This is a genomic window from Streptococcus infantis, assembly GCF_047463655.1.
In the GTDB taxonomy this organism is placed as follows: Bacteria; Bacillota; Bacilli; order Lactobacillales; family Streptococcaceae; genus Streptococcus; species Streptococcus infantis_Z.
Window position 1 is genome coordinate 77,080 of sequence record NZ_JASHDM010000006.1, and the last position, 14,271, is coordinate 91,350.

The window sequence follows — 14,271 nt, forward strand, 5'->3', positions numbered from 1 at the left end:
GAAATTTTTGAAAGAATAATATTTAAAAGACTGTAAAATGTGGTATAATATTATTCATAAAACAGTCTTTTAAGACATAAAGGAGTTTATATGATGGAATCAAACACACAAGGTCACGGAACCATCAAAAAATTGCGCACAGGTGCAGTTATTTCAACGCTTGCAATCTCGGCTCTTGGGGTAACTACTGGGGTATCTGCTAATGAGACTGAGGTAGCAGTTAATGAGCCTGCAACTAGGGTAGTTGCCAAGGACGAGATTAAACCTAAAGTTCCTAGTCAACAAGATGTTGACAAGGCTAAGGCTGAGTCAGAAAAAGCTAATCAGGGTGTAGCTAAGCAGAAGGAAGTTGTTTCAACTACTGAAGCAACGATTGCTAATGCTGAAAAGTCTATCGCTGAAACTAATAAAAAGGTAGAAGAAGCTAAGTCTGTTACACCTGAAAAGGTTGCTGAGGCTAAGTCTGACGCTGAAAAGAAAGCCAGTGAGCTTGCTACGGCTGAAAAGACTGTAGCTGATGCTGACAAGTCTGTATCTGCGACTGCTGAGAAAGTCGAAGACCAAACAAAGGTAGTATCTAATGCTGAGAAAACTGCCACTGCTACAGCTAATAAGGTAGCTGACGCTCAGAAAAAAGTAGATTCTCTTTCATCTACTACTGATGTTGCTCCACTTGAAAAAGAGGTAGTTACACTTACTAACCAAGTCGCCGAAGACACTAAAGCGGTAGAAACTGCTCAGACTAACCTTGACGATGGTAAAAAAGCTCAATCTAACAAAGAACAAGCTATCAAAGACGCTCAAACTGGGGTATCTAGCGCTGAAACTAAGCTAACTCTAGTCACTACAGCCCTTGCTAATGCTAAGGCTGACCAATCTAACAAAGACAAGGCAGTTACTACAGCTAAAGCTGACCTTGAACATGCTAAAGAAGAGCTTGCTAACACTGATGTTGCAGTCAACACTATCATTCTAAGCCAAGAGTATATGTCACTCCTTAAGGAGTACCTTACTACTGGTAAACCAGAAGCACTTTCTCAAAAACTAAAAGAGCTTGCTTTTAAAGAGTTCCAAAAAGTTGGGGATGTAACCTTTGATAACGGAGAGGTCTATCGCTATGACTTACCATTCAATTCAACTAAGAAAGACCAAAATACTAAGGTTGATGTCAATAACCTTGACTACGAAACACGTAAAGAGGTCACTCTATTTGCAGCAGACCTTATCAACCAAATCCGTAAGCAGTTTGGTTCAGCTCCTGTAACTGTAACAGAGGGTTCTCTAAAAGTTGCAGAAGAAGCCACAAAATCCGCAACAACTGGTTTTGGTCACGATTATACTGCTCTAAATAATACAGGCAAGGCTAATGGGGTACTCCTTTCAGAACTTGCAGGTTTCAAGGATGAGTCTATTACTACATTGGCTGGTCTAAAACACGAGATTTACGACAGTATTATCTCAATGTTGTACGATGACTCTCATGTAAAATATGGTCATGCCAAACAACTTGTGGGTATCCATGAATCAAATGAAGGTTACATGCAATATGTTGGTCTTGCTACACGCTCAACTAACACTTTCCCAGCAGCTATCCACTTTGTAGGTACTTCAGACAACGTAATCTCAGACGATTCAACTTTCGATAAAACTGTAGTATCTGCCCCAAGCACTGCCGAGAAAGTTGCCAAACTACAGGAAAAACTCTCATTGGCTCAATCAACTTATGACGACGCAGTCAAAGCCTCTCAAGAAGCTAAATCAACTGTCCAATCAGCTCAAACTGCCTACACCAACGCTGAAACAGCTCTTGCTAATGCTCGTACTAACTTATCTAACGTAGTAGGTAACAAAGTTGATGTTGCATCACTTGAAAAGACTCTTGCTGACGCTCAATCTAAACTAGCACAGGACACTAAAGCTTTGCAAACTGCTAAGGAATCGCTTGCTCTAGCTAAATCAAACGCTACTGACAAAGCTAAGGCTCTTGCCGAAGCTAAAACAGCTCTTGAGACTGCTAAAGCTGAACAATCAGATGCAGACAAGGCTCTTGCCACTGCCAAGGGTGAATTGGAAGTCCTTACTAAAGCTCATGATGTAGCAGTCTTGGCTCGTAAGTCAGCTGGTCAAGACTTTGCTCGCAAACGTGAAGCGTCTAAAGAAGCTACTGACACTCACACAGTTCTTGAACTTGCCCTTACTAAACGTGATGAAGTTCTTAAGGCTTTGGACAAAGAGCTTGCTGATGCTAAATCTAAGCTTGGTGTACTCCGTGTAGAGTTGGAAACTGCTAAGAAAGAATTGGCTCGCCTTGAGGGTATCGCAGAAGTTAAGGCTCGTGGGTATGAGAACTTCAAGCAACTCAAAGCTGACCATGACGCATACCTTGCTGAACAACAACGCTTGCAGGCTTTGAAAGACAAAGAAGATGCAATCCGTAACGAAGGTGGAGAAGTTAAGCCTGTCCTTGATGCTGACGGTAAAGTGGTTGATGTTGTGGATGCGAAGGCACAAAATAAGGCGGTAGTTGCGACAGTGGGAACTAAAGACGATAAAACATATCAAGCTCCTGCACAAGCTACAAATGCAAAAGCAGAACCTAAGAAACAACTTCCAAATACAGGAGAAAAGCGTACTAATACTGCTACCCTTGCGATTATCACAGCTTTATCTTCTATTGGTCTTGTATACCGTAAACGCAAAAAATCACAATAAAAAATAAATCTCCTTACTACCGTAGGGAGATTTTGTGATAAAGAAGAAAAATAATAATCTGTTCTACTTTTGTTCTACCTTTTATTTTTACATACGATTTAGAGAGTGGCAAAACCTTGATTTATCAATATTTTTGTTACTCATTTTTACTTATTTTAACTCTAAATCGACTGTAGGGGGCATCTAAACAACAGGAAAAAGCCTTGAAATCAAGGCTTTTTTTGCTTGTCTAAGTATTTAGGGGCTATCCCCAAAGATAGTTTCTCAATGTTCCACTTCTTCCTTAAATCGTACTTTTCCCTGACTGTATAATCTCATAATCTTCACAAAACGAACTGTATTGTTTTGGTTATACAAAAGAAATACTGAAAAGAATAACAAGCCCGCAAACCATAAAGTATATCCTTCATCAATTGGTCGACCAAATTTTAGAGGAATGGTCAAGAAATACAAAAAATAATAGATAGACACTATATTTACTACAAAGCGACCAAATCGAAAAGCTAGAGTGCCCAGTTGTCTGGGATCAAACTGGTTTTTCACAAACAAATTATGAGATGCTGCATAGTAAAAGACTTTCTCTGTCGTCGGCTGGGCCTTGCGAACATTTTTATAGAGAGCTCGTTCGAGTATGGCAACCAACAAGGAAAACTGCATCAACCAAAAGAGAAGAAGACAAGCTAGACTAAACCAGTTATAGACACCAATAAACTTGAGGGAAAAGAAGCCCGAAATTGCAGGTCCACCTGCTAGTAAGAGAATTACCAATTCAGGAATAAAGGAATTCGTTTCACCAGCTTTTTCAGTATTGAGCAACTTACTCTTTGGAGCAGCTAAAGCCTCTCCTGTCCGTTGGTCATAATAAACCGCTTGACCATCACATTCGCCGATAAAGACACGACGGCGTCCAAAAAAAAACATACATACCTCTTTCTATTTATGAAAATACGTTGTCAAAGTTTGGAATGTTTTTATCCTAGTATACCACAAACCAACTTGCTAGGTCATAGGATAGCAAAGGTTCGCAGCTTACTAAAAGGTTGACAGAACTTCGCTCCATAGGATATGATGGGAATACTTAGAATTTTAACTCTGTACGACCCTGACTCCTTCCACTGAAAAGTCGTTTGCGAGTTCAATTCTATATATGGAGGTTTCTATGAAAATCTATTACTCAAAATATGTCAGCATCGGCTATCTAGTCTTTGCGACGGGTGTATTCTTTCAATTTTTCTTTTTTCTCGCACATGGATTGATCGACTTTTCCCAATTTAATCTTCTCACTGCGGTTCCAACCATCCTCTTTTTCGCTGCTATCTATTCAACGATTGCAGGCATCAAAAGACTTTCTAGTCGCAGGCTTTCCTTTGAATTCACCTTTGAAGGCATTTATGTCTATCCTGGGCTCTTCTTTTACAAGGAAGTCTTCATACCAAAAGAAGAATTGTTGCGAGCATCTTATGTTGAAGTGGATGTCAGCGACCCTGACCATACCAACAGCAAGGCTTACTATTTAGATTTTGACCTGAGAGAGGTCACCCAGCTAGAAGATATTTCTAAGTCAAATGTCATTATCGATACAAGCGTCCTGATATTGCGCCTCTCCCTTAGCCTCTGTCGATTTAGAGAGGAAGAAAAAGCCGAGTTGGCGACCTATCTAAAAGAAAACTACGGAATTGATTTCTTATATTAGCAAGTAAAAAAAGCCCTATAAACAGGACTTTTTTGATATTATCCTTATTATCTTTCACTTTAAAGTGGACTTGTTCATTATCCAACTTAAACGTCGTATAAACTCGAATGATTTAAAATGTATGCTTTGAGAACATTAAAAAAGCAAGGGCTACTCTCCACCCTCACTTCTTCTTTTCTCATGCTTAATTACGATAAAAATGACTATCTTTGTCACTTGGTGATTGGCCGATTGCCAAGACGTCTTGGCTGCCATCCGTACCAGTCAATTCATTTGCTACACCTGCTGGTGTAAAGATGAGGCGTGCACCTTCTCCACCATCGACAAGATGGATTCCTGTTGTGTAGTAGCCATCTTTTTCCTCTACTTGGCCCATTTCATACTGGAAGGTTCCTTTTGAACTTTGAATGGTTACAATTCCATCCTCTGTAACTGTAGCAGTTGTTCCAGCATAGTTTTCCCAAGTTCCAAGGAATTTTGCGTAAGCTTCTGGAGTTTTTTTCTTCTCTTCCTTCTTATCCGTTTGAGTGCTTGCGGAACTTGATGGGCTCGTCTCAGACTTCTGTTCCTCTTTTTGGCTAGCTTCTGTTTTACTTGATGACTCCTTAGTTACTTTAGAAGAAGCCTCTTTGCTTGAAGATGCTGTAGTCTTTTCAGTATTTCCTCCACAAGCAGCAAGTGTCAAAACAGCCAACAAGGCAAGAGCTGAAAGACTGGTGTAGCGCAATATTTTTTTCATGATAATCTCCTTTTAAAATGATGATACAGTCTCATCTGCATCTAAAATAGCTAGCCTGAAATTACATATATTTTTGACGGCTAACCTGTAGTTTTCAGTGTATCATTTATTTCCATATAATTCAATAGCTATTTGACATCAAAAAAGGCTAATCCAATCAGGAATTAGCTCTTCTATTTTTAGTAGATAAACATGGCATCGCCAAAGCTAAAGAAACGGTACTTTTGGTCGATAGCATGTTGATAGGCTTCAAGGACCAATTCACGGCCTGCAAAGGCAGAAACGAGCATGACCAAGGTAGACTTAGGCAAGTGGAAATTAGTAGAAAAAGCATCCACAACCTTCCAGTCATAACCTGGCTTGATAAAGATATTAGTCCAGCCAGAGTCTGCTTGGATTTGCCCTTCAAACTTGCTTCCGATGGTCTCTAGCGTACGAATAGAGGTTGTCCCCACAGCAATGACACGACCACCATTTTCTTTGACCTGACGCAAGGTCGCTGCAGCTTCCTCAGACAATTGATAAAACTCTGAGTGCATCTCATGCTCATCCAAATTATCTACTGAAACAGGTCTAAAAGTCCCAAGTCCAACGTGCAAGGTCAGGTAGACTAGGTGAACGCCTTTTTGCTGGATTTCTTCTAGTAATTCCTTGGTAAAATGCAGGCCTGCAGTTGGGGCTGCTGCTGATCCACTCTCCTTGGCATAGACTGTCTGGTAACGTTCACGGTCATCCAATTTTTCATGGATATAAGGAGGCAAAGGCATTTCTCCAAGACTTTCAAGTACTTCTAAGAAAATCCCCTCATATTCAAAACGGACAATACGGCCGCCATGGGTTAATTCCTCGGTCACAACTGCGCTAAGTCGACCATCACCAAAGATAACACGGGTGCCGACCTTGAGACGTTTGGCTGGTTTTGCCAACACTTCCCATTCGTCTCCTGCTATATTTTTCAAGAGCAAGAGTTCAACGTGACCACCTGTTTCTTCCTTTTGACCATGAAGTCGTGCTGGCAAAACACGGGTATCATTCATCACCAGGGCATCACCTGGCTCTAGCATTTCAATAATGGAGTGAAAGTGGCGATCTTGAAATTCCCCCGTCTGGCGATTGACCATCAAAAGCTTAGAGGCATCGCGCTTTTCCAGAGGAGTCTGAGCAATCAGTTCCTCTGGCAAGTGAAAATCAAAATCATTTGTATTCATTGTAGTCATATTTCCTTTTCTTTTCTAATGTACTTACGATTAGCTATCAAAACGAACTTCTTCAAGCAAATACTCGATGAAGCGTTCACCCATCTTAGATAAGCTAGTTTTCTCATGCTGGATATAAACCAGTTCAATCGGATCATCAATATCAAGTGGAATCGAAACGATATTGTCTCCATTGAGATTACTATTGAGGATACCAGTTGCGATAGTATAGCCGTCCAAACCAATCAAGAGATTGAACAAGGTCGCACGGTCACTAACCACGATGGATTTCTTGTGGTGTTCTTGTGACAAAATCTCTTCTGAAAAATAGAAAGAATTATGGGTTCCTTGGTCATAACTCAAGTATGGGAAGTCTTCTAGGTCTGCTAACTGCACCTTGTCTTTTTTGGCAAGTGGGTTAGACTTGCTGACAAAGATATGGGGCTGCGCTGTAAAGAGAGGATGGGCCACTAGATGATTGTCATCCAACATCTTCGAAAGAACGTCCCGGTTATAGCTATTTAAAAAGAGGACCCCTACTTCACTACGGAAGTTCTTGACATCATCGATAATCTCCCAAGTTCTGGTTTCACGCAAAAAAAGCTCATACTTTTCCATATCGCTCTTCTTGAGCAAGGAAACAAAGGCATTCACTACGAAGGCATAGTGCTGCGAAGACACACTAAAAAGCTCGCGATGAGCGATTGGGTTCTTATAGCGTTCTTCTAGAAGTTGCGTTTGCTCGACAACCTGACGGGCATAGGATAGAAACTCCATCCCATCACGTGTAAGGGTAATTCCCTTAGGATTTCGGATAAAAATCTCAATTCCCATCTCATTTTCTAGGTCACGAACTGCATTTGACAGACTAGGCTGAGTAATGAAAAGTTGCTTGGCAGCTTCATTCATCGAACCAGTCTCTACAATTTTGATAATATAGTGTAATTGTTGAATTCTCATGCTTTTATTGTACCATACTTGAGGCAATATAAAAAGAACCAGTCACTGAAAGCTCTGTGGCTAAGCTTAGATGAGTGCTTTCAAATGACTTTATCTAGCACTTTAAAAAGAGGTTGAAATAATTCCAACCTCCTTTAATCTTTATTATTATACAAGCTTTTTAATCGAAACTTAGCTTCCTCTTTCCCAAAAAATGGCTAGCAAAATCATAGCCCCGAGAACTGATGGGATAATGGCTGTACCGTTTAGGTTTGGCCCCCAAGAACCAAAGATTAATTGTCCTAAAAAGGCACCAATCCAACCAAGAAACATTTTCCCGAAGCAGCCCATTCGTTCGCCACGATTGGTGATAGCTCCTGCTAGTAGTCCGATTAAAAGCCCGACAAACATACTTCCAATCATAGTTTCTCCTTAAATTGCCCAATCTCCATTGCGGAAGAGTGGTACGCGTGTTCCATCCTCACGGATACCATCGATATCCATTTGGCTCGAACCAATCATAAAGTCAACGTGAACATCTGAACGATTAAGTCCTGCAGCTTCCAGCTCTTCTTCACTCATCTCTGCTCCACCAACAACGCTAGTTGCGTAAGCTGCACCAATAGCCAAGTGGTTTGAAGCATTTTCATCAAAAAGGGTGTTAAAGAAGGTAATACCTGACTGAGAAATTGGACTTGGATCTGGTACCAAGGCACATTCACCCAAGGCACGCGCACCAGCATTCTTAAAGACAAGGTCCTTCATTACTTGATCACCTTTTTTAGCTGTGATATCAATGATTTGACCATTTTCAAAAGTCACCTTGATGCCTTCGATAATATTTCCATTGTAGCTAAGAGGTTTTGTAGACGTTACATAACCATCTGCGCGACGGAAGTCAGGAGCTGTAAAGACTTCTTCTGTTGGCATATTTGGCAAGAAACCTTCGCCTTGAGCATTGATCGCTCCGGCAGATTCCCAAACGTGGTTCTTAGGCAAGCCAAGTGTCAAGTCAGTTCCAGGAGCAGTGTAGTGAAGGGCTGAGAATTGCTCTTTGTTCAGCATCTCTGCCTTGCTCTTCAAGATAGCTGCATGTTCTTCCCAAGCCTTAACTGGATCTTCTTCGTAGATACGGCAAGTTTTGAAGATTTGGTCCCAAAGGAGATCGACTGCTTCTTCGTCGCTTGCAGCATTTGGAAAGACTTTCTTAGCCCACTCTAGTCCAGCTGCAGCAGCAACCGTCCAGCTAACCTTGTTGGATTGAGTTGCGATACGCATTGGCTTCATGGCAATTCCCATAGCTTTTGCAGAAGCTGAGAGCTTTTCCGCATCCACTCCGTTCAAGGCACCTGGATCAGAAGAACGAACACCGAGACGACTTGCTTTGTTTTCAAGAAGGTAGTTCATCTCAGCAATCTTGTATTCTGGCACATTGTCCAAACGCTCTAGTGGCGCGTGAAGGAATTTCTCACGGTTTACAAAGTCATCTGCCCATTGAACGATAACTTCGTGAGCTCCAAGTGCATAGGCTTCTTTGACGATTAAGTGAGCCAACTCGCGTTGCTCCACATCGATCGAGAGAGCCAAGGTATGACCAGGTTGCACGTTCACTCCGTTTGCAACCAACAACTTCGCATATTTTTCTAGATTTTCTTTAAAATTTGGTAAAACCATTCTGTTTTCTCTTTTCTATTTTTATTTTTCTTTCAAAGCAGAAAATAATCCTGCTAAAGCAATAGCACTAGACAAGAGTGCTGTCGATAGAAGAATTGTCTGATCAGCAAGTTCCAATTGATACTCAAACACCTTCTCAGCTGGCTTGTCTTCCGCAAAAATTCTTAGTTTCATCAAATGTCCTTTCTTATTCTTCGTACTCTCCTAGATAGAGACGTTGAGCCTCTGGGCTATTCGTGAGGATATCTACATAGGTTTCATAGTCATCAAGTAGGGGCTTTCCCAAAGAGATATCTTGTTCTGGATTTATATTTTTCCCATAAAGATAGCAAAGGTAGAGACGCTCATTGAGTGTTGGAAATACTTCAATGGACATGTGTTCAGCCTGACCTACTCGTTCCCAATCCTGTTCTTTGATATCTGGTATGATATAAGCTTGGAAGAGGCCCATAAGTGGATTATCCTCCGGTTGACCACTGTCCTTATCCGCTAGAACCAAAGAACAGCGTCGACCAAAACCAGCTACTTGGCGCTCCCTTCCCTTTACCGAAACAGTAATAGGATGCCCTCCAATATGGCTATAGATCCATTCTTTGGGTAGTCCATAATCTAACAGGGGGTTAATTTCTTTGACAATCGCTACAGGACTATAGCGTAGAAACTGACGAGTAACTGCTTTACAAAAAAGGATATCCTCCTCTTTCAAGGTCACTCCCTTCCAGTTATTTTCTTCGTTAAAATGGTTGAAAAATACTAGATAGGGATCACGCACCATTTGCGCTAATACGTAAACGCCATTTCGCAAGCGTATGGAAATAACTTTCCCTGGTTTCCAAGGTGTTGCTCTTTTTTTATTTAGCATTATTAGCCAACCTCAAATCTACACAAGACATTGCAAACTATTAAAACAAATCATCAAACAGACTCAACTGGTTGTCCTCTGGCATATTGCCCAGAATTCCCATTTCATCCATCTTTTCAACTAAAGTTGAGGAAAGTCCACCACGCTTGCGGAGTTCTGTTTTAGAAAGGAACTCACCTTCTTGACGAGCTCGCACCAATTGCTTGGCAACGTTCTCTCCAAGACCATCCATAGCGACAAACGGTGGGATGAGGGTGTCTCCATCGATGATGAATTCGGTCGCATCACTGCGGTAGAGGTCCAATTTGCCGAACTTAAAGCCACGTTCCCACATCTCATTGACGATTTCAAGTGTTGTGTAAAGGTCAATTTCTACGTTGGAAGCTTCATTGTTCTTTCGTTTTTCAGCAATTTCTTGCATCTTGCGCTTGATAGCATCCAAGCCTGCCCCCATGGTCTTGATATCAAAGGCCTTGGCACGGATGGAAAAGTAAGCACAATAATAATAAATTGGATGGTGAACCTTGAAGTAGGCTACACGCAAGGCCATCATAACGTAGGCTGCCGCATGGGCTTTAGGGAACATGTACTTAATTTTCCCACAAGATTCGATATACCACTCAGGCACATTGTTGGCCTTCATAGCTTCGATATAACCGTTGCGCTCTTCTTCAGAGATTTTGAGCCACAATCCCTTACGTACACGCTCCATGATAGTAAAGGCCATCTTTGGATCTAGACCAGCGTGCATGAGGTAAACCATGATATCATCCCGACATCCGATAACGGTTGACAGGTCCGCAATTCCAGCCTTAATCAAGTCTTGGGCATTTCCCAACCAAACGTCGGTACCGTGAGACAGACCAGAAAGCTGAAGCAACTCCGCAAAGGTCGTCGGATGGGTTTCATCCACCATGCCTCGAACAAAGTTAGTTCCAAACTCTGGAATTCCAAGCATACCAGTTGAAGTCCCGATTTGATCAGGCGTCACTCCCAGAATATCTGTACCTGAGAAAAGGGCCATGACACCAGGATCATCCATAGGGATATCATTTGGATCAATGCCTGACAAGTCCTGAAGTTTCCGAATCATGGTCGGATCATCATGACCCAGGACATCGAGCTTGAGGACGTTCTCATCGATATCGTGGAAGTTAAAGTGAGTGGTCTGCCATTCAGCAGTTACATCATCTGCAGGATACTGTACTGGTGTAAAATCATAGACATCCATATAGTTAGGGATAACAACGATTCCCCCTGGGTGCTGACCGGTCGTCCGTTTAACACCAGCAGCTCCTTGGGCTAGGCGCTCTACTTCAGCTTCACGGTAGAACTTGCCATAGTCACGCTCGTAACCCTTGACAAATCCATAAGCTGTTTTAGCAGCCACCGTACCTACCGTTCCTGCACGGAAAGCATATTCTTCCCCAAAGATATCACGTACATCCAAGTGGGCGCTCGGCTGATCCTCACCCGAGAAGTTCAAGTCAATATCGGGTACCTTGTCCCCGTCAAAACCAAGGAAGGTCTCGAAAGGAATATCCTGTCCATTCTTGCTGAGCTTGTGGCCACAGTTTGGACAGTCTTTATTTGGCATATCAAATCCTGAACCGTAGGAACCATCCGTGATAAACTCACTATACTGACACTGACCACAGACATAGTGAGGCGAGAGCGGATTAACCTCGGTAATCCCAATCATGGTCGCAACGAAACTAGAACCAACAGAACCACGGGAACCAACCAAGTAACCTCGTTCGTTGGAACGGTGTACTAGCATCTGTGAAGCCAGATATATCACAGCGAAACCATTCCCCAGGATAGAAGTCAATTCTTTTTCAATCCGTAAATCAACGATATCTGGGAGTGGATTTCCATAGATTTCAAAGGCTTTTTTATAGGTTAATTCAGCAACTGTTTCTTCGGCTTTGTCAATGAAAGGTGTGTATAAATCACCCTTTACAACCTCCACAGGTTCAAAGATTTCTGCCAAGGCATTGGTATTTTCAATAACAATCTTGCGAGCCAAGTCTTCCCCTAGAAAGGCAAACTCATCCAACATTTCATTGGTTGTTCTAAAATGCGCCTTTGGTAGCGGAGCTGGTTGGGCAGCTTCTCCATGGCCGATCGTTCGGTTAATCATAGCTCCCTGACCTAGACTTCGCACGATGATTTCACGATAAATCTCATCCTCGGGTTCGAGATAGTGGACATTTCCTGTCGCAAGAACGGGTTTCCCAAGGCGATCTCCAACCTCTATCAGGCTCTTGATTATGGTCTGGAGTTCCTCCATGTCCTTGACCTGCTCTTTGGCAATCAGAGGTGCATAGATAGCTGGAGGCATCACCTCGATAAAGTCATAGTATTTAGCAACTTCGACCGCTGCATCTACACCTTGTGATACAACTGCATCAAAGACTTCACCTTCCGTACAAGCGGATCCCAAGATTAAGCCTTCTCGATGGGCATCCAGTACCGTACGTGGAATCCGTGGTACTCCTTCAAAATACTGGGTATTTGACAGAGAAACCAGCTTAAAGATGTTTTTCAAGCCTACTTGATTTTTTACATAAATGGTCGCATGCTTGACGCGAGCTTTTTTATAAGAATCTGGACTGATTAAATCAAGGTTTAATCGTGCCAAATCTGTCACACCATGTTTTTCTGCTACTTCCTTGATAAAGATAAAGAGCAGACGGCCAGTTGCTTCCGCATCGTAGTTGGCCATGTGATGGTGTTCTAGGGCAACACCAAAACGTTTAGTCAAAGGTCCTAGACCATGACGTTTATACTCAGGATAGAGATTTCTTGCGAATTCTAGCGTATCGATGACGGGCTGAGTGATTTTTGGCAGGCCATGACGTTCATAGTTGGCATTCATAAAGCCAACATCAAAGGTTGCATTGTGGGCGACAAGAACGATATCCTTACAAAATTCTTGGAATTCTTTCAGAACTTGAACCAAGGGTTTTGCATTTTTTACATGATCATCCGTAATTCCTGTCAATTCCGTAGTAAAGGCTGATAAAGGGTGGCCAGGATTGATAAATTCATCAAATTCAGCGACGATATTCCCCTTATACATCTTGGAAGCCGCCACCTGAATCAAGTCATTATAGATAGCTGAAAGTCCTGTCGTTTCCACGTCAAAGACTACATAGGTTGCTTCAGACAAATCCATCTCCACTTCGTTATAGACGATAGAAACACGGTCTTCAACGATATTGGCTTCCATCCCATAGATCAGCTGGATGCCAGCTTTCTTAGCCGCCTTATAGCCATGAGGGAAAGATTGAACATTCCCATGGTCCGTGATTGCTACCGCCTTGTGTCCCCATTTAGCTGCTTTCGCAACGAGTTCTTCAACTTCTGGAAGAGCATCCATGGTCGACATGTTGGTGTGCGCATGGAACTCAACACGACGTTCTCCCTCTGGCATCAAGTCTTTACGTTCATAATGGACAACTTCCTGTACATCTTGCACATTCATGGTTAAGTCTCGCGTGAAATTATTGACCTCAACATTCCCACGAACACGGAGCCAAGAATTTTTCTTGATCATGTCAAATTTTTGGGCTTCTTCTTCATTTTTGACCCATTTTTGCATAGAGAAGCTAGAAGTATAGTCAGTCATCTTGAAGTTAATCAAGACACGACCTGTTCTAGTCACCTTCTGCTCAACATCAAAGACGACTCCTTCAAAAACCAGACGGTTTTCCTCAGTATTAACCTCAATCATTGGAGTAATTTCTGCCTTGTCAAGTTTAGGCTTAGCAGCTGCCTTCTTGGCTTGAAAATCAAAGACAGGCTTATCCTCTACTGGAGGTGGTGGCGCCATCTGTTCCAATTGTTCCATAGCCCGAAGTGTTTCTTCATTGGCAGCTTGGATAATCATTTGATTTTCCGTCTGAAAGGCCTCTTGCTCTTCCCTCGTGAGTTCTTCATTTTTTTCTAAAATGCAGGATAATTTAGGAAAGCCAAAAAGTTCCAACTGTTTGCTAAGATTTGGCAGATGATTTTTTCTAAAATGCTCTGTATCTGCCGCTTCAGAAGCTTCAATAATCAACTGGTCATTTTCAAAGCGAACCTGAAAATTCTGATATATAGAACGAAAACCTTGACTAGCGCAAGGACCATCCGAAAAAGCCTCTCGATAGTAGGCTTGTAAAAGTTCTCTAGAAAATTCCTGATTTCTCGTTTTTATCTCAAAACTAGCCTGATTTCCCGTTTTTGAGAATTCTTCTTTCAAGCCTCTTTTCAACTCTAGAAAAAGTTCAAAAGGCAAGATATTTTCAAAAACAAAATGAAACTCCCAAACTTTGCTTCGTTTATGAACAATAACTTGTTCTATTTCAGCCTTAGAGAAGGCCTCATGATTTCTCATTTCAGCGGGGATTCCCAACTGATTCATTAAAATTTCAAAAGTGGTTGACATCCATTTTCCTCACAATATACT

11 protein-coding genes are annotated in these 14,271 nt (G+C 42.0%); 2 read left to right on the top strand and 9 right to left on the bottom strand.

Features of this window, described 5'->3' with window-relative positions; genetic code table 11:
- Nucleotides 1-93: 93 nt before the first annotated feature.
- Entirely contained in the window at nt 94-2,712 is a 2,619-nt protein-coding gene (locus QM877_RS06325; protein ID WP_414317914.1) for an SEC10/PgrA surface exclusion domain-containing protein, read from the top strand.
- A gap of 264 nt (nt 2,713-2,976) precedes the next feature.
- Here the strand turns inward: QM877_RS06325 and QM877_RS06330 are convergent, their stop codons facing one another.
- Entirely contained in the window at nt 2,977-3,633 is a 657-nt protein-coding gene (locus tag QM877_RS06330) for a hypothetical protein (RefSeq protein WP_414317899.1), read from the bottom strand.
- Nucleotides 3,634-3,871: 238 nt separating this feature from the next.
- Between QM877_RS06330 and QM877_RS06335 the strand changes: the two genes are divergently transcribed.
- Nucleotides 3,872-4,405 carry a hypothetical protein gene (locus tag QM877_RS06335; protein ID WP_414317900.1) on the top strand — a complete coding sequence of 178 codons (534 nt, stop codon included), beginning with the start codon at nt 3,872-3,874 and terminating at the stop codon, nt 4,403-4,405.
- A 184-nt stretch (nt 4,406-4,589) separates the two neighbouring features.
- On the opposite strand, the gene QM877_RS06340 is transcribed toward QM877_RS06335, so the two are convergent.
- From QM877_RS06340 to QM877_RS06375, 8 genes are all read right to left on the bottom strand, one after another.
- On the bottom strand, nt 4,590-5,144 hold the full coding sequence (locus QM877_RS06340; RefSeq protein ID WP_414317901.1) for an ABC transporter substrate-binding protein: 555 nt from the start codon (nt 5,142-5,144) through the stop codon (nt 4,590-4,592).
- A gap of 179 nt (nt 5,145-5,323) precedes the next feature.
- A complete protein-coding gene (gene queA, locus QM877_RS06345; protein WP_414317902.1) occupies nt 5,324-6,352 on the bottom strand; it encodes a tRNA preQ1(34) S-adenosylmethionine ribosyltransferase-isomerase QueA in 1,029 nt (342 codons plus the stop codon).
- Between the two features lie 39 nt (nt 6,353-6,391).
- On the bottom strand, nt 6,392-7,300 hold the full coding sequence (locus tag QM877_RS06350; RefSeq protein ID WP_075229761.1) for a LysR family transcriptional regulator: 909 nt from the start codon (nt 7,298-7,300) through the stop codon (nt 6,392-6,394).
- Between the two features lie 171 nt (nt 7,301-7,471).
- Entirely contained in the window at nt 7,472-7,702 is a 231-nt protein-coding gene (locus QM877_RS06355; RefSeq protein WP_000580439.1) for a GlsB/YeaQ/YmgE family stress response membrane protein, read from the bottom strand.
- Between the two features lie 9 nt (nt 7,703-7,711).
- Complete coding sequence (locus QM877_RS06360) at nt 7,712-8,953, bottom strand: aminopeptidase (protein ID WP_414258471.1); 1,242 nt, start codon at nt 8,951-8,953, stop codon at nt 7,712-7,714.
- Between the two features lie 21 nt (nt 8,954-8,974).
- A complete protein-coding gene (locus tag QM877_RS06365; protein ID WP_033687279.1) occupies nt 8,975-9,127 on the bottom strand; it encodes a hypothetical protein in 153 nt (50 codons plus the stop codon).
- A 13-nt stretch (nt 9,128-9,140) separates the two neighbouring features.
- Nucleotides 9,141-9,815, bottom strand: a complete 675-nt coding sequence (locus tag QM877_RS06370; RefSeq protein ID WP_414317903.1) for a hypothetical protein — start codon at nt 9,813-9,815, stop codon at nt 9,141-9,143.
- Between the two features lie 40 nt (nt 9,816-9,855).
- A complete protein-coding gene (locus QM877_RS06375) occupies nt 9,856-14,250 on the bottom strand; it encodes a PolC-type DNA polymerase III (protein WP_414317904.1) in 4,395 nt (1,464 codons plus the stop codon).
- Nucleotides 14,251-14,271 lie beyond the last annotated feature (21 nt).

Coding starts and splice junctions, on each gene's coding strand:
- QM877_RS06325 (WP_414317914.1), top strand. CDS start 94: ATGGAATCAAACACACAAGGTCACGGAACCATCAAAAAATTGCGCACA.
- QM877_RS06330 (WP_414317899.1), bottom strand. CDS start 3,633: ATGTTTTTTTTTGGACGCCGTCGTGTCTTTATCGGCGAATGTGATGGT.
- QM877_RS06335 (WP_414317900.1), top strand. CDS start 3,872: ATGAAAATCTATTACTCAAAATATGTCAGCATCGGCTATCTAGTCTTT.
- QM877_RS06340 (WP_414317901.1), bottom strand. CDS start 5,144: ATGAAAAAAATATTGCGCTACACCAGTCTTTCAGCTCTTGCCTTGTTG.
- queA (WP_414317902.1), bottom strand. CDS start 6,352: ATGAATACAAATGATTTTGATTTTCACTTGCCAGAGGAACTGATTGCT.
- QM877_RS06350 (WP_075229761.1), bottom strand. CDS start 7,300: ATGAGAATTCAACAATTACACTATATTATCAAAATTGTAGAGACTGGT.
- QM877_RS06355 (WP_000580439.1), bottom strand. CDS start 7,702: ATGATTGGAAGTATGTTTGTCGGGCTTTTAATCGGACTACTAGCAGGA.
- QM877_RS06360 (WP_414258471.1), bottom strand. CDS start 8,953: ATGGTTTTACCAAATTTTAAAGAAAATCTAGAAAAATATGCGAAGTTG.
- QM877_RS06365 (WP_033687279.1), bottom strand. CDS start 9,127: ATGAAACTAAGAATTTTTGCGGAAGACAAGCCAGCTGAGAAGGTGTTT.
- QM877_RS06370 (WP_414317903.1), bottom strand. CDS start 9,815: ATGCTAAATAAAAAAAGAGCAACACCTTGGAAACCAGGGAAAGTTATT.
- QM877_RS06375 (WP_414317904.1), bottom strand. CDS start 14,250: ATGTCAACCACTTTTGAAATTTTAATGAATCAGTTGGGAATCCCCGCT.